We start from the raw sequence: 25,527 nt of genomic DNA on the forward strand, positions 1-25,527 counted from the left end.
GCCGCCGGTGCGGCCGATGCGCCCGGCCCGACGAGCCGGGGATGACTACGCTGGCCGCATGGCCGACACCCCGTCCGGCGGGCACCTACCGCCGTCGCCGTCCGTGCCCGCCGCACCGCCCGGGGGCATCGGGGCACCCGGAATGCCGCGCCGCCGGCTGAGCTGGCAGCGGGCCCTGGTGCTGAGCGGGGTGATCCTGCTGATCGCGGCCTGCGCGATCTTCATGCTCTTCACGCTCGGCACCAACCTCGGCCCGGAGGCGTTGCTGATCGGCACCGCCGCCGCGATCCTGCCGGTGCCGGTGCTGGTGGCCTGCTTCCTCTGGCTGGACCGGTACGAACCGGAGCCGTTGAAATACCTGATCTTCTGCTTCGCCTGGGGTGCCTTCGTCTCCACCGCGGCATCACTGACGGTCAACGAGACCGCCGCCGGGTGGTTCGAGGATCAGGGCCTGCCGGTCGCGCTCACCGCGGTACTGGTCGCACCCTTCATCGAGGAACTGACCAAGGCGCTCGGCCCGATCCTGCTGCTGCTCTTCCGGCGCCGGGAGTGGTCGGGGATCACCGACGGCCTGGTCTACTGCGGGTTGTCCGCGATCGGCTTCGCGATGGTGGAGAACATTCTCTACCTCGGTGGATACGGGTACGCCTCGGGCGTGGAGCAGTACGGTCCGGCGACCGGCGCGCAGCAGGTGATCGCCATCTTCATCGTCCGGATCCTGCTGTTCGGGTTCGCCCACCCGCTGTTCACCGCGATGACCGGCATCGGCCTGGGTATCGCCGCGCGGACGGCGGACCGTCGGGTCCGGGTGCTCGCCCCGATCGCCGGTCTGCTGCTGGCGATGATGCTGCACGGCGCGTGGAACCTGATCCCGACGCTCACCCAGGCCACCGGCGAGGTGCTGATCTCGCTCTTCGGTTTCGTCGGTGTGATGGTGCCGATCTTCTTCGGCATGGTCGGCCTGGCAGTGTGGCTGCGGGCCTGGGAGGGCCGCCTGACCGAGCGGACCCTGCCGGACTACGTCCGGGCCGGTTGGCTCACGCCACCGGAGGTGGCGGCGCTGAGCAGCCTGGGCCGGCGGCACGCGGCCCGGGCGTGGGCCCGACGGGTGGCCGGCGACGCCGGACTGCGCGCGATGCGCGGCTACCAGTTCGCGGCGACCCGGCTGGCGCTGCTCCGCGACGGGGCGTTGCGCGGGCTGGACCGTCGGCCCGTCGACCGGGAACGGACGGCGCGGGAGGAACGGGAGCTGCTCGACGCGATCAGCGCGTACCGGTCGTTCTTCGTCGGTCGGGACCCGCAGGCTCCGGTCGGCGTCTGGGACGGTCACCGCTACCACCTGCGCTTTCCGGACGGGTCGCAGCGTGCGGTGGACGCGCCGGAGGAGCCGGTGGTGCCGATCCCGGTGGTGCTCGCCGCACCGCCGCCCCCGCCGCCCCCGTATCCGGGCTACCCCCCGCCGGGCTGGTACGGACCCCGGCCGCCGGCACCCTGGCCGCCGCACCGTTGACCGGCTCCCCTCGGCGCGGCGGCCGGCATTCTCCGGCGCCCGCCGTGGCGGATCAGGTCATCAGGCTGGTGAGGAAGTCGCCGAGCCCCTGGGCCATCATCACCAGGGCGGCGCCGATCGCCTTGAACATCTGGGCGGCGCCCTCGGGCCGGAACGCCATGAAATAGATCAAGAACGCGAGGCTTCCCCAGGCCAGCACCTTCTTCACGAATACCGGCATCGTCCCTCCCCAGGGCCGGTGGTGCGGCTGGCTTCCCACCGGGGAGCGAGGCAAACGACGCGGACGGTGTCAGCGGGCAGGCGTGGGCCGGCTCATCGGGCGCCGGGGTGGGCTCACAGGTACAGCCCGGTGGCGTCCTCCTCGACCCGCTCGGCGGCCACCGCGTGCACGTCGCGCTCACGCAGCAGCACGTAGCCGCGCCCGTGCAGCTCGACCTCGGAGCGGTCGTCGGGGTCGAAGAGGACCCGGTCGCCGGAGACGATCGAGCGTACGTGCGGCCCGACTCCCACCGCAGTGGCCCAGGCCAGGCGCTTGCCCATGGCTGCGGTGGCCGGGATCACGATGCCGGCGGTGGAGCGGCGTTCGCCCTCGCTGCCCTCCATCCGCACCAGAACGCGGTCGTGCAGCAGCCGGATGGGCAGGCCGGAGTCGAGATTCGGGTCGGCTGTCACGCCGCAGACGCTACCGTGTCGTTTCCGGCACGCCGTGGGTGGTCACCGGTTCACCGGGTCGCCGGACGGGGCAATGTGTGTGGTGGAACTGGCCTACCGTCGAATCGCCGGGCGTATCCTGTCCGACCTGGCGCCGTGCACGGGCCGAATCTTGCCGGGAGGTGCCCTTGAGCCGATTCGAGCGGTTACGCGGGCGACTGCGTCGCGCGTACGAGTCGGGACGGGAAACGGTCCGCGCCGCGCGCAGCACGCCGCCCGACGTACCCAAGCCTGCCCGGGCGGCCTCACCGGCGGAACCCGGGCCGGTGGCGCCGCCGGATGCCACCGTGGTGAGCGCGGAATCCGCCCCGGCCCTGCATTCCTCCACCGCCAGCCGCGACGACGCGGACGTGCCGCACGCGCTGCGCATCGCCGCCGCCTGGTCGTGGCGACTGATCGTCGTCGGCGTCGTGTTCTGGGCGTTGGTGAAACTGGTCAGCACCATCAGCATCGTGATCATCCCGCTCGCCGTGGCGATGCTGCTCTCGGCGCTGCTGGCGCCCGCCGTGGGCTGGCTGCTGCGGGCCCGGTTGCCCAGGTCGCTGGCGACGGCCGTGGTGCTGGTGGCCGGTCTCGCCGCGGTGATCGGCACGCTGACGCTGGTGGTGAACGAGTTCATCAAGGGCGTACCGGAGTTGGCCGCCAAGTCGACCCAGGGCCTCCAGCAGATCCAGGACTGGCTGAAGACCGGGCCGCTGCACCTGTCGGACAACGACCTCAACCGCTATCTCGAAGAGGCCCAGCAGTGGGTCAACAACAACACCGAGCGGTTCACCAGCGGCGCCCTCTCCACCGCGACCACCCTGGCCGAGGTGCTGACCGGTACGGTCCTGGTGCTCTTCGCGGCGTTCTTCTTCCTGCGTGATGGCAACCTGATCTGGCGGTTCCTGGTCCGGCTGCTGCCGGTGGCCGCCCGCTGGAAGGTCGACGACGCCGGCCGCGCCGCCTGGGCCACCCTGGTCGCCTACGTACGGGCGACGGTGCTGGTGGCCTTCATCGACGCGGTGGGCATCGGCATCTTCCTGGTCATCTTCGACATCCCGTTCGCCTTCCCGCTCGCCGCCCTGGTCTTCCTCGGCGCGTTCATCCCGATCGTCGGTGCGACGCTCTCCGGCGGCGTGGCGGTGCTGGTCGCCCTCGTCGACAGCGGTCCGGTGACCGCGTTGATCATCCTCGGTGTGGTGATCGGCGTGCAGCAGGTCGAGGGGCACATCCTCCAGCCGTTGATCATGGGGCGGGCGGTGGCCATCCACCCGCTCGCGGTGATCATCGGGTTGGCCGCCGGTGTGGTGCTCGCCGGGATCACCGGCGCGCTGGTCGCGGTCCCGTTGATCGCGGTGCTCAACACCGCGGTACGTCGGCTCGCCGCCCGTACCGTGCCCGACACCCCGCCCGACGCGGTCGTCGTCGCCTCACGCGCTCCCTGACCCGGGCCGCTCCGTCAGCTGCCCGCCAGCCGGGTCAGCGCGCCCCGGACCACCTCGGGTCGGGTGGTGTACCAGAACGGCGGAAGCGAGCGGCGGAGGAACGGACCGTAGCCCCGGGCGGACTCCAACCGGGAGTCGAGCACGGCCACCACGCCCCGATCGCCGGTGGCCCGGATCAGCCGGCCGACGCCCTGCGCCAGCCGGACCGCCGCGATCGGAACGCTGACCGCCGCGAACCCGGACCCGCCCTGCGCGTCCACCGCCGCCGCCCGCGCGGCCGCCAGCGGCTCGTCGGGCCTGGGGAAGGGGAGCCGGTCGATCACGACGAGCTGGCACGAGTCACCTGGCACGTCCACCCCCTGCCACAGGGACATCACCCCGAACAGGCAACTCGACTGCTCCTGCCGGAACCGGCGGACCAGCAGCGGCAGCGCCTCCTCGCCCTGCAACAACACCGGCAGGTCGGTGCGCGCCCGCACCAGCTCCGCCGCCTGGGTAGCGGCCCGCCGGGAGGAGAACAGCCCGAGGGTACGACCACCCAGGGCGGTGACCAGCGAGAGCAACTCCTCCCCGGCCGCGTCCGGTAGCCCGGAGACGCTGGGGCGAGGCAGATGCGCGGCCACGTAGAGGATCCCCTGCCGGGGGTAGTCGAACGGGGAGCCGACGTCCAGTGAACGCCAGCCCGATCCCGAGTCGACGACTTGGCCGCTGGCATCCGCAGTGGTGCCGCCGCTGGTCGGTGGCTTGCCCGACGCCCGGTCGGTCGCGGCGGCGAGCGCGGCGGCGGCCGGCGACGGCGGGGTGGCCGGGGGCGCGTCGAGGCCCAGCGCGCGGGCCACCGTGTCGAACCGGCCGCCCAGCGCGAGCGTGGCCGACGTGGCCACCACCGTCCGCTCGTCGTAGAGGTGGGTGGCGAGGGTGCCGGCGACCGAGAGCGGCGCCACCACCAGCGCCCGCCGGCCGGTGTTGTCGTTGCGTTCCACCCAGGCGACGTCGTGCTCGGCCTCCTCCAACAGCCGCTGGGCGGTCGTGGACAACTCGTCGAGGACGGCCTTGGACTGCTGTTTGCGGACCGGATCGGGATCGTCGGCCTTGATCTCGCCGATCGCGTCCAGCGCGGCGCGGGTCGCGGCGTCCAGCAGCGTGCACGCCTCGCGGAGCGGGCCGGGCAGCCCGCTGGTGATCCGCCCGGCCGGGGCTTCGGCCAGCCCGACCGCGAGGGCGTCGCCGGACGCGGTCAACGCCTCGGCCGTCTCCGGACGCAGCAACGGGCGGGCCCGCCGGGCGGACCGGTCGATCAGCTCCGGGGTCAGCTCCGCCTGCGCCGCCGAGGAGACCCGGTCGGCCAGCTCGTGGGCCTCGTCGACGACCAGCAGCTTGTGCGGCGGGACGATGTGCCGCCCGGCGAGCATGTCGACCGCGAGCAGGCTGTGGTTGGTGACCACGATGTCGGCTTCCCGGGCCCGGGCGCGGGACGCCTCCGCGAAGCATTCCGCGCCGTACGGGCAGCGGGCCGCGCCGACGCATTCCCGGGCCGGCATGGAAGCCAACCGCCAGGCATGGTCGTCGACGCCCGGATCCAGCTCGTCCCGGTCGCCGGTCTCGGTCTCCACCGCCCAGTCCCGCAGGCGCTGGATCTGCTTGCCGAGCCGGCCCGCCTCACCGAGCCAGCGGGTGCCGCCGCCCGGCCGCTCGGTCGGGGCGTCGAAGAGGGTGTCCTCCGGCTCGTCCTCGGTCGAGTTCTCCAGCCGGGCCAGGCACAGATAATGGTGCCGACCCTTGAGCACCGCGTACGTCGGGCGGCGTCCGAGCAGCGGTTCGACGGCGTCGGCCAGCCGGGGCAGATCGTGCTCGACCAGTTGGGACTGCAAGGCCAGGGTGGCGGTGGAGATCACCACCGGGCCGTCGACGGTGAGCGCCGGAGCGAGGTACGCCAGCGACTTCCCGGTGCCGGTGCCCGCCTGCACCAGCAGGTGCTCACCGGCGGCCACACACTCCTCGATCGCCGTGGCCATCTGCTGCTGGCCCGGACGGGCGGCGCCGCCGGGCACCGCGCCCACCGCAGCGGCCAGCAGCTCGGTGCCACCCGGGCGCGCGCCGGATCGGCGGGCTCTGGTGCGGGTCGAGGCGGGGCCGGCGGTGGTGCGGGGCGGGGTCACCGTGGCACGGTACCCGCCGGGACCGACGCGGGGGGCGTACCGATCGGCCCGTGTTGGGGTCACCCGGCGGGATGCCGCCCTGCCGTCCGGTAACTTCCCGACGGCGCCGGTTGGGCGCAATCGGCTAGGGTGCGACTCATGCCGAGCGATGTGGTCCGGGTGATCTACCGCAAGTACGACGGCAGCATCCACCGGGACTACCCGGCCCGCCGGCTGGCAGAGGACGACCTCGGGGTCTGGCTCGGCGTACCGGCCGGCACCAGCTCGGTCTACCACGGCCGCCCCTCGGTGGAGCAGATTCCCTTCGTGCTGCTGGTGCCGCACCACGCCTGGTGGACCGGCATGTTCAACCCGCCACCGCGGACCAGCGAGGTCTACTGCGACATCGCCACCCCGGCCCGCTGGGAGGGCGCGGAGACCGTACATCTGGTCGACCTGGACCTGGACGTGGTCCGTCGGCGGGAGACCGGCCTGGTCGAGCTGCGCGACGAGGACGAGTTCGCCGAGCACCGGGCCCGTTTCGGTTACCCGGACGATCTGGTGGTCGAGGCCGAGGCGGCGGTGCGCTGGCTGCTCACCGCGCTCGGTGACGGCACCGAGCCGTTCGCCACCTCGTACCGTAAGTGGCTCGCTCTGGTGCTCTGACCCGGCCGCGGCCGTTGGCGCGGGCGGCGACCTACGGCCCGACCTGGGCGGTGGCGCACCTGCTGGGTGAGACGTTCGACACCCTCGCCCTCGGGTATCCACCGCCCGCTTTCTGGATAACTCGGGAACGTGCGCGTCTGCTGGGGACAGCGGGGCGAATGAAGGTGAACGGAAGTTGAACGAGCGGTGAATGGCACCTGGCCAGGGGTGGGCCGCCGAATCGCCGGTCCGGGTGTTCCCTAGCATTCCCTCAGCAGGGCGCCGGACAGCGCGCTGACACCCCTTCCACCGACACGACGAGGTCCGTGCTGTGAGGTTTTCATTTCGCCCCAACGAGGGCGCCTTCTACGAGCTCTTCACCAGGGCCGCGCAGAACCTGGTCCGGGGTACCGAGCTGCTCAACGAGCTTGCCCTGCCTGATGTCGAGGTGCAGTCGGTCAGCGAACGGCTCACCGAGGTCGAGCACGACAGCGACCAGATCACCCACGACCTGTTCAAGAAGATCAACTCGACCTTCGTCACCCCCTTCGACCGGGAGGACATCTACCGTCTGGGCTCGCTGCTCGACGACGTGATGGACCACCTGGAGGCGGTGGGCAACCTGCTCTACCTCTACGGCCTGACCAAGCTGCCGTCGCTGCCGCGGGAGATGCACGAGTTGGTGCACGTGCTCGACCAGCAGGCGAAGCTGACCGCCGAGGCGATGCCCCGGCTGAAGTCGATGAAGGATCTCGAGGACTACTGGATCGAGATCAACCGACTGGAGAACGACGGCGACCAGGCGTACCGGATGCTGCTGGTCCGGCTCTTCTCCGGCGAGTACGACGCGTTGACCGTGCTCAAGATGAAGGAGGTCGCCGACGAGCTGGAAGCCGCCTGCGACGCCTTCGAGCACGTGGCCAACACCGTCGAGACCATCGCGGTCAAGGAGTCCTGAGCCCGTGAGTCCCGAGCTCATCGCCGTACTGGCGGTGATCGGGGTAGCCCTGGTGTTCGACTACACCAACGGCTTCCACGATGCCGCCAACGCGATCGCGACCAGCATCTCCACCCGGGCCCTGACACCCCGGGTCGCCCTGGCCATGGCGGCGGTCGGCAACTTCATCGGCGCCCACTTCGGCGCCGAGGTGGCCAAGACCGTCGGTAGCGGCCTGGTGCAGTTGCCCGCCGGGGTGTCCAGCCTCGGCATCGTCTTCGCCGGTGTGATCGGCGCGATCACCTGGAACATCATCACCTGGTACTTCGGGTTGCCCTCGTCGTCCTCGCACGCCCTGATCGGTGGGCTGGTCGGCTCGACCGTCGCGGCCTCCGGCACCGTGCTCTGGTCGGGCATCGGTGAGAACGTGATCATCCCGATGATCCTGTCGCCGATGGTCGGCTTCATCCTCGGTTACATCGTGATGGTCGCCGTGCAGTGGATCTTCCGGAAGGGGCACCCGGGCAAGTTGAACCGGGGCTTCCGCTGGGCCCAGACCGCCTCGGCCGCGGCCATGTCGGTCGGCCACGGCATGCAGGACGCCGCCAAGACCATCGGCATCGTGGTCCTCGCCCTCTTCGTCGGTGGCTACCAGGACGACGCCACCTACATCCCGGAGTGGGCGTTCTGGACCTCGGCCGCCGTACTGGCCGCCGGCACGTACGCCGGTGGCTGGCGGATCATCCGTACCCTCGGTCGGAAGATCATCGACCTGCGCCCGCCGGAGGGCTTCGCGGCCGAGACCGTGGCCAGCGGCGTGCTCTACTTCAACGCCCTGGTCCTCGGCGCCCCGATCTCGACCACCCACACGATCACCTCGGCGATCATGGGTGTCGGTGCCACCAAGCGGCTCTCCGCCGTCCGGTGGGGCGTGGCCGGCAACATCGTCGGCGCCTGGATCCTGACCTTCCCGGCCGCCGGTTCGATCGGCGCGATCATGTACTTCGTGGTTCGGCCGCTCTTCAGCTGAGCTGTAAGGAAGGGCCCCTTGTTAACGCCTAGCGTTGTACAAGGGGCCCTTCCTAACACTCGGTGCGGGGCCGGCGTCAGAGGTACGAGACGCCGATCTGGGCGCGGACGTCGTCCAGCAGGCCCATGATCTCCAGGGTGGCGGCGTGCGGCACCAGCGGGCTCTCGGTCAGCCCCTCGGCCAGGCAGCGCTGCACCTCGATGGCCTCGTACTGGTAGCCCGAGCCGACCAGCTCGGCGGTGACCGTCTCGGTTTCGGCGCCGTCGCGGTGCAGGTGGAACGCGGCCGGCCGGAAGAACGGCTCCGGCAGGTCGATCCGCCCGGCGGTGCCGGTGATCGAGGCGCTGAGCCCGGTCGCACCGACCATGCCGCAGCTCAGCGTGGCGACGGCTCCCGAGTCGTACCCGAGGACCAGGCCGGTGTTCTCGTCCGTGCCCTCCGGACCCAACTTCGCCCACGAACGTACGTGCTGCGGTGCGCCGAGCAGCAGGTGGGCCAGGCTGACCGGATAGATGCCGAGATCCAGCAGGGCGCCGCCGCCCAGCGCGCGGGCCCGCATCCGGTGCTCCGGCGGGAACGGTCCCGCCACCCCGAAGTCGGCCCGGACGCTGGTCACCGTCCCGATCGCGCCGTCCGCGATCAACTCGCAGACCCGCAGGATGAGCGGGTTGCAGCGCATCCACATCGCTTCCATCAGGAAGACCCCGGCGGCGCGGGCGGTGTCGATCAGTTCGGTGCTGGTGGCCAGGTCGAGGGTGAACGGCTTCTCCAGCAGCACCGGGCGGCCGGCGGCCAGGCAGGTGCGGGCCGCCTCGTAGTGCGTGGCGTGCGGGGTGGCGACGTAGATCACGTCTACGTCCGGGTCGGCGGCCAGCTCCGCCCAGGAGGCGTACGCCCGCGCCGCGCCGTGCCGGTCGGCGAAGCGTTGCGCGGTCTCGGCGGTTCGTGATCCGACCGCGACCAGTTCGGCCCCCGGCACCAGCCGGAGGTCCTCGGCGAAGCGGGCGGCGATGTGGCCGGTGGCCAGGATGCCCCAACGAGTCATGGCGTGACGCTACCGAAGATCACCACAACGGTGTACGGCTGATCCACCCGTCGAGACCGGGGCGTACCTGGGCTGGCCGGTCACCCGGCTAGGCTGCTGCCGGTGACGACCGACCGTGGTTTTCCGGCGCCGCCCGCGCTGGTGGAGCATGCGCTCCGGTTCCAGGCCAGTGGCGACGCTCCGGCGGTGCCCCGGGTGGCGGCCACCGTGCTGCTGCTCCGCCCCGCCGACGGGGGCTTCGAGGTGTACCTGATCCGGCGGGTCGCCGCGATGGCCTTCGGCGGCATGTACGCCTTCCCCGGTGGCGGGGTCGACCCCTCGGACTCCACCACCCACGTCGACTGGGCGGGACCGGAGCCGGCGGGCTGGGGATCCCGGCTGGCCCTGGCACCGGCTGCCGCGCAGGCGGTCGTCTGTGCCGCCGCCCGCGAGGTCTTCGAGGAGGCCGGGGTGCTGCTCGCCGGCCCGGATGCCAGCCGGGTCGTCGGTGACGTCAGCGACGACGGCTGGGAGGCCGCCCGCGTCGAGCTGGAGCAGCGCCGTACCGGCTTCGCCGAACTGCTCGCCCGGCGAGGGCTCACCCTCCGGTCGGACCTGCTGTTGCCCTGGAGCCGCTGGGTGACCCCGGAGTTCGAGCCGCGCCGGTTCGACACGTACTTCTTCGTGGCCCTGCTGCCCGAGGGCCAGCGGACCCGGGACGTCTCCGGGGAGGCCGACCACACGCTCTGGATCAGGCCCGCCGACGCGTGCGACCGAGCCGGGGCCGGTGCGCTGACCATGCTCCCGCCCACCCTGGTCACCCTCGGCGAGGTGGCCGCCTGCGCGGATCTCGCCGCGGTGGCGCAGGCGGCGGCGGCCCGGGACGCGATCACCCCGATCACCCCCCGGCTGGACCTGTCCGACCCGGACCGCCCCCGGTTCCACCTGCCCTGAGCGGTCGTCAGTCGAGCTGGTAGTTCACGTGGGCGGACCAGCGGGCAAAGCCCAGCCGCTCGTAGAGCGCCACCGCCGAGGTGTTCGACTCGTCGACGTAGAGCATCACCCGGTCCAGCCCTCGCTGCTCACGCAGGTACGCCAGCCCCGCTGCGGTCAGCGCCTTGCCGAGCCCGCTGCCGTGCGCCGACGGATCCACGCCCAGCACGTACACCTCACCGATGCGGGCCGAGCCGGGCCGCTCGTGCACCTTCGTCCAGTGGAAGCCGAGCAGCCGGTCGGTCGCCGACTCCACCGCGAGCAGGAAGCCGGCCGGGTCGAACCACGGCTCGGCGAGGCGGACCCGCAGCTCCTCGGCGCCCCACCGGCCCTGCTCGGGATGCTCGGCGAAGGCCCGCGCGTTGAGCGCCAGCCAGGCATCGTCGTCAGCGCCGGGGCGGAACGCGCGCAGGACGACCCCGTCGGGCAGGCGCGGTTCGGTCAGCGGTGCGGTGAGCGGCCGGCGTAGTTGCCAGAGCACGCGGGCGCGGCGGAAGCCGAGGTCGACGCCGAGTGCCGCCGCCGAGGGGTGGTCGCCGTGTGCCCACGCCCGAAGGGGCCGGTCAGCGGTGGCGAGCACCTGCCGCGCCAGCGCCCGGCCGGTGCCCCGCCGCCGGTACGCCGGATGCACCACGAGTCCCACCCCGACGCCGGACCCGGCGTCGGACGTGTCGAGGTGGGCGTACCCGGTCAGCGTCCCGTCGGCGGACCGGGCGATCAGGTGGATCGCCGGGGCCCGCTCGTCGCGGAGTCGAAGCAGGACCTGCTCGTCCAGCGGGTCCGCGCCGTCGGTGTCGCCGGCCGCTGCGGCGAGCGCGACGAGTTCGGCGATGTCCCCGGGATCGAGTCGGTCGAGCCGGTTCACCTGGTCGCTGGTGGGCTGGGTGCCGGTCATGCCCGTGCTCCGCGGTGCCGGCTGCCGGGGTGCGTTCGCTCGCTCATCATCAGCACGGTATCGGCAGCGGCAGGTGGGTGGGGAGATCCCTCACGTGCCCCGGTTCGGCAGCGCCTGGAGTTCGAACCGGCCGGCCAACTCGGGCAGGATCCGGTAGAGCGCGTTGACGGTGCCCTGCCGGTCGCCGCCGGCGTCGTGCAGCAGGACGATCGATCCGGGTCGTACCTCGGCGACCACCATCGAGGCGATCTGGGTCGCGCCGGGCATCTGCCAGTCCGCGGGGTCGAGGGTCCAGTGCAGGGGCGTCATCCCCAGGTCACGGGAGACGGAGATGACCGGGTACGTCCAGGCGCCGCCAGGCTGCCGGTACCAGACGATGGGCGCGTCGGGCACCGCGGCGCGGATCGCGGCGTTGGTACGCAGCAGGTCGTCCCGGATCCGTTCCGGTGACCGCGCGCCCAGGCCCACGTCATGGTCCCAGCTGTGGTTGCACAGCGTGTGGCCCTCGGCGACGATCTGCTGGACGAGCCAGGGGTAGGCCTGGGCGTTCTGGCCGACTACGCAGAAGGTGGCCTTGACGTGGTACTCGCGCAGGATCGCGAGGACCTGCGGGGTGTAGTCCGGGTTCGGACCGTCGTCGAAGGTGAGTGCCACCTCCCCGGTGCCGGTGCTCAGCTGGGTGCCCATCGGACCGAAGTTCGGATCCGATCCGGGCCCGTCGGTGCGGTCCGGCGTGGGGGACGGACTCACCGACGGGCGGTCGGGGACGGCGTCGGCCCCGGACGGCGCGGATTGATCGGCGTACTCAGGATGGTCGGCGCCGGTGGCGGTGACCGCAGAATCCTTCTGCGACGGATCGGGCACCAGGTTGCGGCCAAGCAGGTACGCCGAGCCGAGTACCGCTGTCACGACGAGCGTGATGATGCCGATCGTTCGCCCCGTGCCCCCGTGGTAACCGCCCACCGCTACCCCTCCCGTTGGTCAACTCGGCAGTCACCATAAAACTGACGAGTTGCCCAAAACGGGCGTATGTGGGGATTAGCCCTCGATGGTGAGAGGTCGCATTGCGAGAGCTGCCGGCTCGGTGGCGTCGCTCAGCGCGGCCCGCGAGGATGGGACGACGAACTTGTAGCCCACCTGCCGCACCGTGCCGATCATCGACTCGTACTCGGAGCCGAGCTTGGCCCGCAGCCGCCGGACGTGCACGTCCACGGTCCGGGTGCCGCCGAAGTAGTCGTATCCCCAGACCTCGCGCAGCAGCTGGTCCCGGGTGAAGACCCGGCCCGGGTGCTGGGCGAGGAACTTGAGCAGCTCGAACTCCTTGTAGGTCAGGTCGAGCGGGCGGCCCTTGAGCTTCGCCGCGTAGGTGTCCGGGTCGATCATCAGCTCGCCGGCCCGGATGGAACCACCGACCCCGGCCGTCGCGTTGCTGAGTCGGCCGACCGCGAGCCGCAGTCGGGCCTCCACCTCGGCCGGACCGGCGGAGGCGAGGATGACGTCGTCCACTCCCCAGTCGGCGTTCAACGCGATCAACCCGGCCTCGGTCACCACCGCCACCAGCGGTACGCCCAGCCCGGTGGCGTGCAGCATCCGGCAGGTGGCCCGTGCCTCGCTCAGCTCGGAGCGGGCGTCGACCAGGACGGCGTCCGGGCTCGGGCCGGCGACCAGCGTGCGGACGTCGCGGGGTGCGGTGCGCACCGAGTGTGGCAGCAGGTCCAGTGCCGGTAGCACTGCGGATGGTTCGCCTGCCCGTGCGGTCACCAGCAGCAGGATCTCCACGATCACCTCCGTCCCGGCGGCCCCGTGCGGCCGCTCGCGACCAGCGGCACTCCGAACCGGTGTGGCGCTGGGAACATCCGTGGGTCCCGGCGTCGCTGACGGGCGGGTTTCGTCGTTGAGCGTAACCGATTGCCTGCGCCGGACCAGGACGTGATTTACCGTTTGCCCTATCTGCCCCTGATCGCGGCCCAGGTTTTAACCTGACGGAAACTGTGACACCCGCGATTTGCGGTCGGTCTGGCACGATCGGTGGGTGTTTCCCTCCAGCTCATCCGAGACCAGCCGCGACCGGTGGGCCGACGAACCGCCTGCGGCGGGTGGTGCGGCACCGTCGGCCGGTCCCGCCGTGGAGAACGACGAACGGTCCCGCTCCGGCGGCCCGCGACGCCTGCGTCGCGGCGGCTCGCCACGACGCCCCGACGAAGCCCTCGACGGTGACGACGAGGAGGAGACCGAGCCACCGGTCGAGGTACGCCGGCAACTCTCGCTCGCCATCGCCGGATTCGCCGCGTTGCTCGGCCTCGGCCTGGTGCTCGGAGCGCATACCTCCGGGCCCGACCACCGGCTGCCCTTCACCGTCGTGGTGCTCACCGTGCAGGTGCTGTTCGTACTGGCCTGGACGATGGTCACTCGGCCACCGGCCCTGGCGGTGGTGCTCGGCGTCGGCGCAGTGACCGCGCTGGTGGCCGACGTGGTGGCCATCCGCAGCGCCGAGGCGCGGCTCGGGCCGCTGCTCTACGTCGCGATCGGCGGGGTGCTCGTCGCGATCCTCGGTCAACTGGTCCGCCGGGTGGACCGGGTCCGGGTGACCGACTCGCTGCGCACCACCGCCACCATCGTGTTCGGGGTGGTCGCCTTCGCCACCCTCATCGTGCTCAGCCGGATCCCCGCCGGCACCCAGGCCATCGCCGTCTGTCTCACCGCCGGTGCGGTCGCCATCGCGGTGGCCCGAGCGACCGACGCCGTGGCCGCCTGGCCGCGACTCGCACCGCAGGTGCCCCGGGGCGCAGCGGGTGTGGTCGGCGGCGCGATGGTCGGTACCTTGGTCGGCGCGGTGCTCGGCAGCTACCTGGTCACCCCGTTCACGCCGACCCGGGCCGCGATCATCGGTCTGGCCGCGGCGGTCGTCGCCGTGCTGGCCGACCTCGCCGTCAGCTACGCCGAAGCCGGCCGGCTGATGGCCGGCGAACTGCCCACCGTGTGGGCGGCCCGGCACGTACAGGGGCCGCTGGGCGGGTTCGCGTTGGCGGCGCCGGCCGCGTACCTGATGTGCCGGCTGTTGCTGTGACCGGCCGCCCGCCGGGTGGTGATTGAGGAATTCGGACTCCGGGTAACACCGGTGCGCCGGAATCGGCGTACGACAAGACAGGAGACGGCGTGGACCACGAGCAGACGTACGGACGGCGACCGCGGCGACGGGGCCGCAAGATACTGATCGGGTTCGTCGTCCTGCTGCTCGTCCTCGCCGGGCTACTCGTGGTCGCCGACCGGGTGGCGGCCAACGTGGCCGAGCGCACCATCGCCGACGAGGTGAGCCAGCAGGTGGCCCGGCAGAACGCGCAGTCCTCGCCGCCCGAGGTCGAGGTCGGCGGCTTCCCGTTCCTCACCCAGGTCCTCGACGGTCGATACGAGCGCATCACCATCCGGATGCGCAACGTGCAGGGGGCGGTGCAGGGCGACTCGGTCTCCCTGCCCAGCCTCGACGTGGATGCCCGCAACGTGCGCGCCTCGCTGGACACCCTGCGTACCGGCCAGGGCGACGTGGTGGCCGAGACGGTCAACGGCACCGCCACCATCAGCTACCAGAGCCTGGCCGCCCTGCTCGACCGGGAAGGGCTGTCCCTCGGCGAGCGGGACGGGCAACTCGCCGTCACCGCGCCGGTGGACATCCTCGGCCAGCAGCTCACCGTCACCGGCCTGGCCGAGATCGTGGTCAGCGACCAGGGCCAGATCTCGCTGCGCTTCGAGGACCTGAACGCCGAAGGAATGCCCAACGTCCCGCTGGCCCGTACCCTGCTGAACAACTTCGCCCGCAGCATCTCGGTCGACGTACCGCTGCCGGAGTTGCCGTTCCAGCTCACCGTTCGGGAGGTCCGCCCGCAGCCCGAAGGGTTGACGGTGACCGCCGACGCGCGGGACGTACCGATCAACTCGGTTGGCTGACCTCGGGGCCGGCGTCTCGGATGCTGGTCGGCCCGGTGGAGAAAACTGGGATCGCTGGTAGGCTCCCTGCTCATGGGGACGCTCCTCACCAAACGGCGCGCGGTCGACCTGTGCCGCGTGGCCACCTGCCTGTGTCGCCCCGTCATCTGACGGCGGGGCTGCCTCCGGCCGCTTGACGGCCATCGGCACTCGGGGTTCGCGTACCTACATCCCGGTGCACCCACCGGACGCCCGGCAGCGGCGCCGTCGCACAAACCCGTGATCCGTTCCTAGCTATGGGTCCCGCGCGTGGTGCGACAGCTCAACACCCAACCACCTCCGCGCGCTGGCTCACCATCCATCCTCACCAGGGAGTGATCTGATGAGTCGCGACACCGCACTCGTCTCGGCCGACTGGGCCGAGAAGAACCTCGACGCCCCGGGCGTCGTCTTCGTCGAGGTCGACGAGGACACCTCGGCCTACGACGCCGGCCACATCGCCGGTGCCATCAAGCTCGACTGGAAGACCGACCTCCAGGACCCGATCCGTCGGGACTTCGTCAACAAGGCCCAGTTCGAGGCGCTGCTCTCCGAGCGGGGCATCAGCAACGACGACACCGTCATCCTCTACGGCGGCAACAACAACTGGTTCGCCGCGTACGCGTACTGGTACTTCAAGCTCTACGGCCACGGCGACGTCAAGCTGCTCGACGGTGGCCGCAAGAAGTGGGAGCTGGACGCCCGGCCGCTGGTCAAGGACGCGGTGACCCGCCCGGCCACCCAGTACGTCGCGAGCGAGCCGGACACCAGCATACGGGCCTTCCGGGACGAGGTCGTCGACGCGATCGGCACCAAGAACCTGGTCGACGTACGCAGCCCCGACGAGTACGCCGGCCGGCTGCTCGCCCCCGCCCACCTGCCGCAGGAGCAGGCGCAGCGCGGTGGCCACATCCCGACCGCGATCAGCGTGCCGTGGTCCAAGGCGGCGAACGAGGACGGCACCTTCAAGTCCGACGACGAGCTGCGCAAGATCTACGGCGAGGCCGGGCTGGACGACGGCAAGGAGACCATCGCCTACTGCCGGATCGGCGAGCGTTCCTCGCACACCTGGTTCGTGCTCCAGGAGCTGCTGGGCCACGCCAACGTGAAGAACTACGACGGATCCTGGACCGAGTACGGCTCGCTGGTCGGCGTGCCGGTGGCGCTCGGCGATGAGCCGGGGGAGGCCTGAGATGACCGCACCCACCGCCGCCGGTTGCGCCGCCCCGGACCAGGCCGCGCCGCTGCCCGCCAGCATCGACCTGGAGAAGGAAACCGTCATCACCGGTGTCGTCCACGCCGCGCAGGGCGAGGTGGTACCGGGCGCGTACGTCCGCCTGCTCGACTCGACCGGTGAGTTCACCGCCGAGGTGGTGACCTCGCCGGCCGGTCAGTTCCGGTTCTTCGCCGCCCCGGGCAACTGGACGCTGCGGGCGCTGTCCCGCCACGGCAACGGTGACGTCGCCGTGACGGCCGGCCGGGGCATCACCGAGGTGACCCTCACGGTCGCCGACTGACCCACGCTCTGATGGCCTCGTGGCCCGGATCCCCCGTTCCGTGGGGGATCCGGGCCACGAGCCGTCTCAGGACCCGGGCCGCTTCCACCGGGCTTGCGTCCACCGGCTGCGAGGCCGCCTTGGGTGCGGTTGTTGTCGTCAGGGCAGCGAGAAACGCACCCAAAGGGTGCTGGTTCGACTGGTGGCCTGCCCGGCGCGATGGTTACTGGGGCAGCGGGCGGAGCGGGTGGCGGGCTGTTCCCGCCACCCTGGGCGGGGAAGATCTTGGTACGAATCTGCCCCTTGAGGGGCGCACTCGTACCAAGATCTCGGATGCCTTGGCGTGGCAGCGAGCCTGCCAGATGGTTGCCTGGGGTCAGTGACGGGCCCCTGGGCATGTGCCCGGCCGCTCGACCTCCCGCTGCGTCACCACTACCAATTGCCGGCCGCTCTTAGATCAGCTGAGCTTGCGGCGGGTCTTGGCACCCCAGTTGGCGACGGTCACCAGCAGGGCGCCGAGCCCCAGCAGGATGCTGCCGACCAGGCCGACGGCGGCGGTCGAGGCGCCGGTCAGCGGGAGGTCCTGGTTTGCGGACATGTTTTCACCTCCCTCACCCCTTCGCGCCGACGGCGATGCGGGCGGGGGAGTCCCAGACGCACCGGTCGACCGTGGGCTGGCGGACCGCCTTCACCAGGGCGTGCACGAGAATCACCCGGTACAGCAGGTCAGCGACGATGATCACGGGTAGGAAGAGTGGGAGCTGCGGGTGGCGTAGCCGCCAGGCGGCGATGCCCACCCAGACGCCCTGACCGGCCAGCATGAGCAGCAGCCCGACGAGCAGGCCGGGACCGGCGGTGGCGAGCAGCCAGAGGGTCAACGGGCCGCCCGCCACGTACAGCACCCAGTGCAGCATCAGCAGGCCGTACGCGTAGTCGAAGCGGCTGACCTGTCGGCCGACGCGGTGGCCGATGATGCCCTGGAAGGTGCCCCACATCCAGCGCAGGTTCTGCCGGTACCAGTCGGGCAGCGTGGTCGGGTCCTGTAGGTGTGCCAGCGCGCGGGGCGCGTAGACGACCCGCCCGAGGTTGCGCCGGTGGGTTTCCAGCACCCAGTAGGTGTCGTCCACGATGTAGGGCGGCTGCTGGGGCAGCACGATGTCCAGCAGTTCCGTGCGGTAGACGGAGTTCGAGCCGGAGATGCAGTTCATCACGTTGAAGTGGCTCTGGATCCGGCGGATCACCGCCTGGTACATCCAGTAGCTGTACGCCCGCTTGGCCAGCCACGGGTTCCAGCGCCGTTCGGGTGGCCACCAGGTGACGTTGTGGCCCACCACGATGCCGACCTCGTCGGTCAGCTTGGCCAGGGCGGCGGTGACGAAATCCGGCGCGACCACCACGTCGTCGTCGAGGATGGCCACCGCGCGGTAGTACCTGCCGAGTTCGAAGCCTTCGTACGCGGCGTGCAGGGCGGCCGGCTTGCCGACGTTGCGGGACAGCGGCAGTACCCGGGCGCCGGCCGACGCGGCGAGGTGGACCGTGTCATCGGTGCTGGCGTCGGAGACCAGGTACACGTGGCTGCCGGTGGCCCGGGCGGCGCGTACCGTCTCGGCGATGGTCGCGGCGCCGTTGCGGCAGGCGATCAGGATGGCCACCTGGTCCGGGCGTACCGGCCCGTAGCGCGGGGGTCGGACCGCGTGGCGGGGGCGGTGGGTCGCTTCGGGGCGGAGGAAGCCGTATCCGAAGGACCCGACGACGAGGAGCAGTACGACACCACTCACGGTAATCGATGCGGTCAGAAATGCTTCCGGCATGGCAGGCCAATTCGCAGGCAGGAGGGGGTGCGAACGCCGCTCACGTTGAGGCGCGCCGATAACGCTAAGTGGTAGCCGGTAGATCGCCAAGGCTCTTGATCAAACTCGCCCGATCGGCCTATCCGCAGTTGGCTCGGCGGTCTGGCCAGCGGCGCGAACCAGCAGCCAGGGCCGGCCCGGCGGTCGGCCCCGGGGTCCGAGCAGCTCACCTGCCTGCCCAGGTGATCGGCTCGTCGGCGGTCAGTCGCAGCCGAACGGTGGGTCGGCCCGGGGCCAGGACTCGACCTTTCCGGACGCCACGTCCACCAGGTAGGCGGTCCGCTCTGCGTCGCTGTCGGCCAACCACAGCGCCATGCCGTCGCGCTCGTACCCGGTCGCCGCCGCATCCGGCGGAAGCGTCGCCTCCGCCTCGAAGGACTGTTGCAGCGCGGGCCGGTCCAGCGCGCCCTCCGGGTCACGGACGTACTGCCGCTGGCCGGGGGTGCCCGAGCCGGGTGGCCACGACAAATCCAGGAAACGGACGGACTGCCAACCGCAGTGGGCGAGGCCGGCATAGGACTCGATCTCGTTCATGTCGACCTGTCGCCCGTCGCGCGACCAGCGTTCGACCGGCGGCTCCGACGGCTCGCGGGCGCAGCCGCCGGTTGCCACCACGATGGCGACCGTGGCCGCGACGACCGCCATCATCCTGCCCGTCACCAGCCGCATGGCATCGCCTACTTTCGATCAGTGTGTCGTCAGCCAACCCGGTGATGTGCGGTCCGGTCAAGGACGGTGGTGGCCGCCGATCCGGAACGGACCGGCGGCCACCAGCGTGTCGGATCAGATGCCGGTTGCTCTGGTGCAGTTGGAAACCGGATCGAGGGCGAAGTCGAGGGTGCCCACGATCCCCGCCTCGATCTGGTGGCGTTGCACCTGCGGCACCCAGCCGTCCTTGGCCACGATCACCTCGTACCGGCCGCGCGGCAGCCACCAGGCGTACTTGCCATTGGCGTCGGCGGTCAGGGTGGTGCCGGTACCGGCCGAGATCAGGTTCACCCGGACGGTGGCCGGTATGCCGACCCGGACGCCGCCGCAGGTGGTACCGATGACGGTGCCCTGGATCTTGCCCCAGCTGGCCGGTGGCGACACGTTCATCTCCACCGACACCGGGGTCACCGGATAGGGAGTGTCCGAGGCGATGGCCAACTCACCGGCGTACCGGCCCGGTTGGGCGACGCCCGCCGCGGCGGTGGCGTCGAGCGTGACGGTCACCGTCCGAGACGCGCCCGGGGCCAGGGTGAAGGTGCTCGGAGAGCTGCTCAGCCAGGGCAGATCCGCCTCGGCCGCACAGCGCTCCAACCCACCGAGCCGCTCGCTGTCCGGGCTGCCCACGAACGAACTGGGCGAACCACCGATCTTGTACGCGCCGCACGCGGCGGCACCCCGGTACCGGCCGAACCGGGCGTTCGGCAGGTCACGCCAGGCCCCGGTGACCGGATCGAAGCCGACGGTGCGGTTGGTCACCGCCGTCGACCCGGCGGTCACCCCGCCGGCCAGCACCAGCAGCCCGCCGGCCGCCGCGTACTGCGAACCCCACAGCTCCAGCGGCAGGTCCGGCAGAGGACTCCAACTGTCGGCCGCCGGGTCGTACCGGTAGGCGTCGGTGTACTCGGTGCTGCCCGTACCACCGGCGCAGTAGACCGCGGCACCGATGCCGCCGCAGGACAGCCAGGACACCGGGTGCGGGTAGGCGGCGCCGGTGCGGAACGCGCCCGCAGCGGGGTCGAACACCACCAGCCGGTTGCTGTCGGTGCAGGTGGCGTCGGCGCAGCCACCCACCAGGTACACCTTTCCGCCGAGCACCGCCGTGCCGGCCGCCGCGACCGGCGCCGGGTTCGTCGCACCCGGCACGGTGCTCCACGTTCCGGCGGCCGGGTCGAAGACGTCGACCGTGGCGACCGTGCCGTCGTCGGCGCCCCACCCGCCGATCGCGTAGAGCTTGCCGCTGACCGCCGCCAGGCCCGGCTTGGACCGCGCCGTCGGCAGGTCGGGCAGGGCGGCCCAGGTGTTGGCCCCCGGGTCGTACGCCCATGCCTTGCGCTCGGTGCCGGTGCCACCGCCACCACCGACCGAATAGATCTTTCCGTCCAGCCACGCCGCCGCGTTGTCGTAGATCGACGCGGGCAGCTTGGCGATCTCGGTCCACGCGTCGTCGGCGGCGGTGGTGCCGGACTCCGGCGCGGCACCGCCGTACGCGATGCCGGTCCGTGCCTTGCTGATCCCCTTCATCTTCTGTTCACGCAGCGGGGCGCCACCCTGCTTGAGCAGCTCGAACTGGCCGGACCGCTCCAGCACGTCGACCATCGCCGGGGCGCTGCCGGTGTTGCGTACCGTCACCCGGGTGGTGCGGGTGCTGCCGTACGGCTGGTGCGCCTCGATGCTGGTCGGGCTGACGGTCAACCGCCCGGCGCCGAGCGCGAAGTTGGCCCGCTTCGCCCCGTCGGCGGCCACCGCGACGTCCTTGCTGACCGGTTGGTACGGCGTCCGGCTGGCGGTGAACGACCGGGTCCCGGTCAGCGTGGAGTAGAGCCAGTAGAAGCCGTCCGGCTCGGCGCTGTCCTCCGGGGTGGCCGCCGACACCGCGCGGTCCTCCGGCCGGTCGTCGCTGACCACCGTCACCCCGTTGACCGGCTCGCCGGTGTTGCGGTCGGTGGTGGTGCCCACCACCAGCCCACCCGGCACCGGCGTGCACTCCCGGTTGACCAACTCCACGTCGTCCACCTGCCACCACCAGGCAAAGGTGCCCTTGAACCGGAAGCGGACCAGTGCGGACTCGGCGTTCGCGGCCGGGGTCAGCGGGACCTCCTCGACCCGGGGGCCGCGCCGGCTGGCCGTCTGGTGCCAGACGTTGGTCCAGGTGGCGCCGGCATCGGTGGAGACGTCGATGTCGGCGGTGTCGCTGACCCCGACCGCCCGCCAGTCGCTGCGGAAACGCAGCACCGGCGCGGCCGAGCCGGACAGCTCCAGCGGCGGGCTGATCAGGTCAGTGTCCTGGGTGTTGCCGCTGCCGAGGGCATCGCTGTCGATGATGGCGAACCCGCCCGAGCCGCCGGTGAGGTTGCCACGCGAGCGTGGATCGTTGAAGACCCAGCCGCCGGAGGCGGTGCGGTTGGTGACCGTCCAGCCCGACGGCGCGCTCGTGCCGTCGAAGCTCTGGGTCAGCAGTGGCGGGCCGAACCGTCCGGTGTAGCCGGCGGCGACGCAGGCCGCCTCGACCGGTACCGCCACGTTGACCGTGACGTCCGCACCGGCCACCGGCACGTCGCGGGTGATCGTCCGGTAGCCGGGATACCGCGCGGTGACGGTGAGCCGGTACGACGTGCCACCCGGGACGGTGAACGAGTAACGCCCGGTGGCCGGGTCGGTGAAGACCGGCGCGCCGGGCCGACCGGCCACCTCGATCTTCGCGTACAGCGGCCAGCCGTGGCCGGAACCGTCGGTGACCTTGCCCTGCACGGTGACCGTCGGGTTGGCGGTCAGGGCGAAGTTGCGGGTGACGGCGCCGCCCTCGGCCACGGTGACGGTCGCCGACTGGCCGGCGTAGCCGTACGCGCTGACCGTCAGGGTGCTCTCGCCGGCCGGCACGCTCAACGCGTACCGACCGTCGGCGCCCGTGGTGGCGGTGCGGGTGCCGTCGGTCACGGTCGCCCCGGTGACCGGGTCGCCGTCGCCCGCGTCGGTCACCACGCCGGTGACCCGGCCGACCGAACCCCGGGGCGCGTCCCGCACCGCCGCGTACGCGTCGAGCCGGCCCTCACCGAAGACGTTGTTGTCGGCCGGGGTGCCGCCGCAGTTGGTGGCGTCGACGTCGCGTGCGGTGCGGTCCAGCAGTTCCTCGGTGCCGGCGATGTCCCCGCGCAGGCTCGGCGCGGCGGACCAGACCAGCGCCACCGTGCCGGCCACGTGCGGGGCGGCCATCGAGGTGCCGCTGAACGAGGCGTACCCGCCGTTGCGGACGCTGGAACGGACGTTGCTGCCGGGCGCCGCGATGTTCGGCTTGATCAGGGTGGTGCCGGAGCCGCGACCGGAGAAACCGGCGATGGTGTCGTTCACGTCGTAGGCCCCGACCGCGTACGCGTTCGGGTTGTCTCCGGGCGAGCCGGCGCTGCCACAGGCCGGGCCGTCGTTGCCGGCGGAGAAGACGGGGAACATCCCGGCGGCCCGCCACGCGGCGACGGTCTGCTGGTACCAGGGGTCGCCGCCGTCACCGCCCCAGGAGTTGTTGACGATGTCGGGGCGCAGGTCCGGCCGGGGGTTCTGACCGCTGGCGTCGGTGGGCGCGAGCACCCACTGACCGGCGGCGAGCAGGGAGGCGTCGGAGCAGGTCCGCGCCTCACAGCCCTTGGCGGCGATCCACTTCGCGCCCGGTGCGACGCCGATCTGGTTGCCGGCGCCGTCGTCGCCGACCATCGTGCCCATGGTGTGGGTGCCGTGGTCGTTGTTGTCGCAGGGCGCGGCGCCGGTGCAGACCCCGGCCGGATCGAACCAGTTGTACGCGTGGTCGAAGCCGCCGCCGAGGTTGCCCCGATAGGAGGCGACCAGGGCCGGATGGTCGTACCGGACACCGCTGTCGATGTTGGCCACCACGATGCCCTCACCGCGGTCGCCGAAGTCCTCCCAGACCCGGGGTGCCCCGATGTTGCTCAGTCCCCACTCGACGGCGGCGGTACGCGCCCGGGCCGCCTCGGCCGTCGCCGGCAGCACCAGCGGGTAGCTGCGGCTCGGCGCGATCCGGTCCACCTCGGGCCGGCGGGCGATCTCGTCGAGCAGCGCCTTGTCGCCCTCGACCCGTACCGCGTTGGCGATCCAGTACGCGGTGTGCGGCGCCTTCCGCTCGTCGAGCAGGGCGCGCAGGTCGCGCTGGGTGCGGGTGGCGGTGCTGGTGAGCAACCCGTGCACCGCGCGGGCCCGGTCGTCGGCATCGCGCATCTTGCCGGTCTCGGCCAACGCGGCGGTCTCCCGCAGGTAGACCAGGAACGCCGTGGTCGGGGTGGTGGCGAACTGGTCGAGCAGTGCCTGGTCGACGGTGGCCCGGTGCGGCGCCGGCTGCGGTGCCGGCGCGGCGACTGCGGGCTGGGCGGTGCAGGCCAGCAGGGCGACGGTCGACACCGCCACCGCCCGCCACCATGGCGACCGTGCGGATGGTCGTGTGAACAAAGGTTCCTCCCCCACGTCGTCGGTCCCGATCGGCTCGGGCCGGGCATCCGCGCGTCGGGCGCTGACGTCGCGGAGCGGTCGGACGATGTGGGTGGCTGGTGGTGGTGCCCGCCCGCTGAGAGTCATGCTCTTGCCCCGGCGATCGGTGATCAATGGACGGCGTCGGTCAGTACTCGGTCAGTGACGAGGCGCAATCCTGACCGTTAGGCTGAGTGGGGGGAGCCATCGGTGACCGTCGTTGTCGATTGCTGGGAAGTCGCAGGTCAGTGCAGGCTCTCGGGGAGGCAGCGTGTCCGGTGTGGAGATCCCGATCCTGGTCTGCGTCAGCTCCGACGCCACCGTCCGGCAGCGGGTGGTGCAGCGGCTCGACGGGGTGGGTCCGGTGGTGATCTGCGCCGACCTGGCCCAACTGCGGGCGGTGTTCCCCGAGCCACCGGGCGAGCCCGGCGGGCCGGACGCCCGCCCTCCCGACGGGCCGGTCGAGCGGCCGGGAAACTGGGGTGATCTCGCCATCGACCGGGCCGGGCACCTGGTCACCTGGCGGGGCGTACCGCTGGGGCTGACCCGTACCGAACGGGAACTACTCGCCCGGCTGGCCAGCTCGCCGGTCAGCCTGTGGAGCTACGAACGGCTGTTCGCCTCCGTGTGGGGTGGCGCCTACCTCGGTGACACGGCGATCCTGCACTCGGCGGTCAAGCGGCTGCGGCGCAAACTCCGCGCCCTGCCCGGCGGACCTCAGGTGCAGACCGTCCGTGGCGTCGGCTACCGCCTGACCTCGTCGCCGGAGCCGCCCGACGGCCTGCATCCCGCGCCCGACGGCCCGGCCTGACCTTCTGGTTTACCGCGCGTGACACCATGGCCCGGTGAGCAGTGCAGCCCAGCCGGGATACGCCCCGCCCAGCGGCCCCCAGCCACCCGAGCCCGGCCGTCGCTGGCCGCGGTGGTTGGTCGTGTCGACCGTGGCCTGGGCGGTGTTGCTCGCCGGCCTGACCTGGTATTCGGCGCGCAACGATCCGCCGACGGTGCGCGAGCAGCGCAGCATGGCCCAGGCCGCACCACGGGTCAACGGGGCCGTCGGCGAGCTGGTCGCGGCGGCCTCCGGCACGGTGTACGCGCTGCTGCCGGAGGAGTTCGAGCAGGGCTGCCGGGTCACCCCGTTCTCCGAAGGTGCGATCCTGCGCCGCCACGTCGAGTTGGCCGTACCGCCCGGTGAGGAGCGGGCCGCGCTGGAGCGGGTCGCCGACGGGCTGCCCCCGGCGTGGCGGGCCGGCGTCCGGCTCACCCCGGAGGGCCCCCGGCTGCGCGCCGACGCGGGGGAGTTCGTCGCCGTCCAGGGGCGGTCGGTCGCGGACGGCCGGATCCGCCTGACCGTCGAGACGGGCTGCCGCCCGAACGACGCCGACTCGGTCACGCTGCTGCCGCTGTACTCGCCGGGCGTCGAGTCCACGGCCCTGAACGACGCGCTGACCGCCCTCGGTGCCCCGCTGGCACAGGCCGAGACGGTGATGCAGGTGTCCTGCCCCGGCGGCGCGGTGGCCCGAACCGTCCGCGTCACCGCCGGTCCGGCGACGACGTCACCACAGGCCGCGCTGGCGCCGCTGGCCGGCGGCACACCGGCGGTGGCCACCCCTGAGCTGTACGCCTACCGGCGCGACGGCGTGTCCGTGCTGGTCGAGGTGAACCCGGACGGAATGGTGCTCTCGGCCACCACCGGGTGTGCGGGCTGAGCCTTCCGGTCGACCCGGCCGCGG

At 71.9% G+C, this 25,527-nt stretch carries 24 protein-coding genes; 13 read left to right on the forward strand and 11 right to left on the reverse strand.

Features of this window, described 5'->3' with window-relative positions; genetic code table 11:
* Nucleotides 1–16: 16 nt before the first annotated feature.
* Nucleotides 17–1,510: a PrsW family intramembrane metalloprotease gene (locus E0H26_RS06555; protein WP_131302614.1), complete on the forward strand. Its 1,494-nt coding sequence runs from the start codon at nt 17–19 to the stop codon at nt 1,508–1,510.
* Nucleotides 1,511–1,562: 52 nt separating this feature from the next.
* On the opposite strand, the gene E0H26_RS29160 is transcribed toward E0H26_RS06555, so the two are convergent.
* Together E0H26_RS29160 and E0H26_RS06560 are read right to left on the reverse strand one after the other, a co-directional pair.
* Nucleotides 1,563–1,730: a hypothetical protein gene (locus E0H26_RS29160; RefSeq protein ID WP_165521770.1), complete on the reverse strand. Its 168-nt coding sequence runs from the start codon at nt 1,728–1,730 to the stop codon at nt 1,563–1,565.
* A gap of 113 nt (nt 1,731–1,843) precedes the next feature.
* Nucleotides 1,844–2,182, reverse strand: coding sequence for a GroES family chaperonin (locus E0H26_RS06560; protein ID WP_131302054.1), 339 nt, complete (start codon nt 2,180–2,182; stop codon nt 1,844–1,846).
* A 167-nt stretch (nt 2,183–2,349) separates the two neighbouring features.
* Between E0H26_RS06560 and E0H26_RS06565 the strand changes: the two genes are divergently transcribed.
* Nucleotides 2,350–3,648, forward strand: a complete 1,299-nt coding sequence (locus E0H26_RS06565) for an AI-2E family transporter (protein WP_131302057.1) — start codon at nt 2,350–2,352, stop codon at nt 3,646–3,648.
* Nucleotides 3,649–3,662: 14 nt separating this feature from the next.
* Here E0H26_RS06565 and E0H26_RS06570 read toward each other — a convergent pair whose 3' ends face one another.
* The gene (locus E0H26_RS06570; RefSeq protein ID WP_131302059.1) at nt 3,663–5,807 is read right to left on the reverse strand and encodes an ATP-dependent DNA helicase; all 2,145 of its coding nucleotides are present in this window, start codon (nt 5,805–5,807) and stop codon (nt 3,663–3,665) included.
* A gap of 138 nt (nt 5,808–5,945) precedes the next feature.
* On the opposite strand from E0H26_RS06570, the gene E0H26_RS06575 reads away from it, so the two are divergent.
* The 3 genes from E0H26_RS06575 to E0H26_RS06590 all read left to right on the forward strand — a co-directional run bounded on the left by E0H26_RS06575 (nt 5,946) and on the right by E0H26_RS06590 (nt 8,398).
* Nucleotides 5,946–6,452: a DUF402 domain-containing protein gene (locus E0H26_RS06575; RefSeq protein WP_131302062.1), complete on the forward strand. Its 507-nt coding sequence runs from the start codon at nt 5,946–5,948 to the stop codon at nt 6,450–6,452.
* Nucleotides 6,453–6,762: 310 nt separating this feature from the next.
* Nucleotides 6,763–7,389 carry a DUF47 domain-containing protein gene (locus E0H26_RS06585; RefSeq protein WP_111211963.1) on the forward strand — a complete coding sequence of 209 codons (627 nt, stop codon included), beginning with the start codon at nt 6,763–6,765 and terminating at the stop codon, nt 7,387–7,389.
* A gap of 4 nt (nt 7,390–7,393) precedes the next feature.
* Nucleotides 7,394–8,398: an inorganic phosphate transporter gene (locus E0H26_RS06590; protein ID WP_131302068.1), complete on the forward strand. Its 1,005-nt coding sequence runs from the start codon at nt 7,394–7,396 to the stop codon at nt 8,396–8,398.
* A 76-nt stretch (nt 8,399–8,474) separates the two neighbouring features.
* On the opposite strand, the gene E0H26_RS06595 is transcribed toward E0H26_RS06590, so the two are convergent.
* Nucleotides 8,475–9,443 carry a Gfo/Idh/MocA family protein gene (locus E0H26_RS06595; RefSeq protein ID WP_131302071.1) on the reverse strand — a complete coding sequence of 323 codons (969 nt, stop codon included), beginning with the start codon at nt 9,441–9,443 and terminating at the stop codon, nt 8,475–8,477.
* Nucleotides 9,444–9,545: 102 nt separating this feature from the next.
* Here E0H26_RS06595 and E0H26_RS06600 point away from each other — a divergent pair, with 102 nt between their 5' ends.
* The gene (locus tag E0H26_RS06600; RefSeq protein ID WP_131302074.1) at nt 9,546–10,376 is read left to right on the forward strand and encodes an NUDIX hydrolase; all 831 of its coding nucleotides are present in this window, start codon (nt 9,546–9,548) and stop codon (nt 10,374–10,376) included.
* Between the two features lie 7 nt (nt 10,377–10,383).
* Here E0H26_RS06600 and mshD read toward each other — a convergent pair whose 3' ends face one another.
* The 3 genes from mshD to E0H26_RS06615 all read right to left on the reverse strand — a co-directional run bounded on the left by mshD (nt 10,384) and on the right by E0H26_RS06615 (nt 13,089).
* Entirely contained in the window at nt 10,384–11,310 is a 927-nt protein-coding gene (gene mshD, locus E0H26_RS06605; RefSeq protein ID WP_131302077.1) for a mycothiol synthase, read from the reverse strand.
* Nucleotides 11,311–11,400: 90 nt separating this feature from the next.
* Nucleotides 11,401–12,273, reverse strand: coding sequence for a polysaccharide deacetylase family protein (locus E0H26_RS06610; RefSeq protein ID WP_131302080.1), 873 nt, complete (start codon nt 12,271–12,273; stop codon nt 11,401–11,403).
* Nucleotides 12,274–12,348: 75 nt separating this feature from the next.
* Entirely contained in the window at nt 12,349–13,089 is a 741-nt protein-coding gene (locus E0H26_RS06615) for a winged helix-turn-helix transcriptional regulator (protein ID WP_240742034.1), read from the reverse strand.
* 253 nt (nt 13,090–13,342) lie between these two features.
* Between E0H26_RS06615 and E0H26_RS06620 the strand changes: the two genes are divergently transcribed.
* From E0H26_RS06620 to E0H26_RS06635, 5 genes are all read left to right on the forward strand, one after another.
* A complete protein-coding gene (locus tag E0H26_RS06620; RefSeq protein WP_131302086.1) occupies nt 13,343–14,377 on the forward strand; it encodes a hypothetical protein in 1,035 nt (344 codons plus the stop codon).
* An 89-nt stretch (nt 14,378–14,466) separates the two neighbouring features.
* Complete coding sequence (locus E0H26_RS06625) at nt 14,467–15,252, forward strand: LmeA family phospholipid-binding protein (protein ID WP_131302089.1); 786 nt, start codon at nt 14,467–14,469, stop codon at nt 15,250–15,252.
* Between the two features lie 72 nt (nt 15,253–15,324).
* Entirely contained in the window at nt 15,325–15,402 is a 78-nt protein-coding gene (locus tag E0H26_RS30390; protein ID WP_311202345.1) for an Ms5788A family Cys-rich leader peptide, read from the forward strand.
* Nucleotides 15,403–15,613: 211 nt separating this feature from the next.
* Nucleotides 15,614–16,462, forward strand: a complete 849-nt coding sequence (locus E0H26_RS06630) for a sulfurtransferase (protein WP_131302092.1) — start codon at nt 15,614–15,616, stop codon at nt 16,460–16,462.
* Nucleotide 16,463: 1 nt separating this feature from the next.
* Nucleotides 16,464–16,787: a DUF1416 domain-containing protein gene (locus tag E0H26_RS06635; RefSeq protein ID WP_131302095.1), complete on the forward strand. Its 324-nt coding sequence runs from the start codon at nt 16,464–16,466 to the stop codon at nt 16,785–16,787.
* A gap of 436 nt (nt 16,788–17,223) precedes the next feature.
* On the opposite strand, the gene E0H26_RS29165 is transcribed toward E0H26_RS06635, so the two are convergent.
* From E0H26_RS29165 to E0H26_RS06650, 4 genes are all read right to left on the reverse strand, one after another.
* On the reverse strand, nt 17,224–17,364 hold the full coding sequence (locus E0H26_RS29165) for a hypothetical protein (RefSeq protein ID WP_165521771.1): 141 nt from the start codon (nt 17,362–17,364) through the stop codon (nt 17,224–17,226).
* A gap of 13 nt (nt 17,365–17,377) precedes the next feature.
* Complete coding sequence (locus E0H26_RS06640; protein WP_131302098.1) at nt 17,378–18,544, reverse strand: glycosyltransferase family 2 protein; 1,167 nt, start codon at nt 18,542–18,544, stop codon at nt 17,378–17,380.
* A gap of 273 nt (nt 18,545–18,817) precedes the next feature.
* Nucleotides 18,818–19,285, reverse strand: coding sequence for a hypothetical protein (locus E0H26_RS06645; protein ID WP_131302101.1), 468 nt, complete (start codon nt 19,283–19,285; stop codon nt 18,818–18,820).
* A gap of 114 nt (nt 19,286–19,399) precedes the next feature.
* Entirely contained in the window at nt 19,400–23,776 is a 4,377-nt protein-coding gene (locus tag E0H26_RS06650; RefSeq protein ID WP_131302104.1) for a S8 family serine peptidase, read from the reverse strand.
* A gap of 289 nt (nt 23,777–24,065) precedes the next feature.
* On the opposite strand from E0H26_RS06650, the gene E0H26_RS06655 reads away from it, so the two are divergent.
* On the forward strand, nt 24,066–24,605 hold the full coding sequence (locus E0H26_RS06655; RefSeq protein WP_131302107.1) for a winged helix-turn-helix domain-containing protein: 540 nt from the start codon (nt 24,066–24,068) through the stop codon (nt 24,603–24,605).
* A gap of 34 nt (nt 24,606–24,639) precedes the next feature.
* Nucleotides 24,640–25,503 (forward strand): hypothetical protein, encoded by an 864-nt coding sequence (locus E0H26_RS06660; RefSeq protein WP_131302110.1) that lies wholly within the window; start codon nt 24,640–24,642, stop codon nt 25,501–25,503.
* The last annotated feature ends 24 nt before the right edge of the window (nt 25,504–25,527 follow it).

The sequence above is a fragment of the Micromonospora zingiberis genome (assembly GCF_004331455.1).
Taxonomy (GTDB): Bacteria; Actinomycetota; Actinomycetes; order Mycobacteriales; family Micromonosporaceae; genus Micromonospora; species Micromonospora zingiberis.

Excerpts from the sequence above, each read along its gene's own strand:
- E0H26_RS06555 (WP_131302614.1), top strand. The coding sequence starts at position 17 with ATGCGCCCGGCCCGACGAGCCGGGGATGACTACGCTGGCCGCATGGCC.
- E0H26_RS29160 (WP_165521770.1), bottom strand. The coding sequence starts at position 1,730 with ATGCCGGTATTCGTGAAGAAGGTGCTGGCCTGGGGAAGCCTCGCGTTC.
- E0H26_RS06575 (WP_131302062.1), top strand. The coding sequence starts at position 5,946 with ATGCCGAGCGATGTGGTCCGGGTGATCTACCGCAAGTACGACGGCAGC.
- E0H26_RS06595 (WP_131302071.1), bottom strand. The coding sequence starts at position 9,443 with ATGACTCGTTGGGGCATCCTGGCCACCGGCCACATCGCCGCCCGCTTC.
- mshD (WP_131302077.1), bottom strand. The coding sequence starts at position 11,310 with ATGACCGGCACCCAGCCCACCAGCGACCAGGTGAACCGGCTCGACCGA.
- E0H26_RS30390 (WP_311202345.1), top strand. The coding sequence starts at position 15,325 with ATGGGGACGCTCCTCACCAAACGGCGCGCGGTCGACCTGTGCCGCGTG.
- E0H26_RS06630 (WP_131302092.1), top strand. The coding sequence starts at position 15,614 with ATGAGTCGCGACACCGCACTCGTCTCGGCCGACTGGGCCGAGAAGAAC.
- E0H26_RS06635 (WP_131302095.1), top strand. The coding sequence starts at position 16,464 with ATGACCGCACCCACCGCCGCCGGTTGCGCCGCCCCGGACCAGGCCGCG.
- E0H26_RS29165 (WP_165521771.1), bottom strand. The coding sequence starts at position 17,364 with ATGTCCGCAAACCAGGACCTCCCGCTGACCGGCGCCTCGACCGCCGCC.
- E0H26_RS06645 (WP_131302101.1), bottom strand. The coding sequence starts at position 19,285 with ATGCGGCTGGTGACGGGCAGGATGATGGCGGTCGTCGCGGCCACGGTC.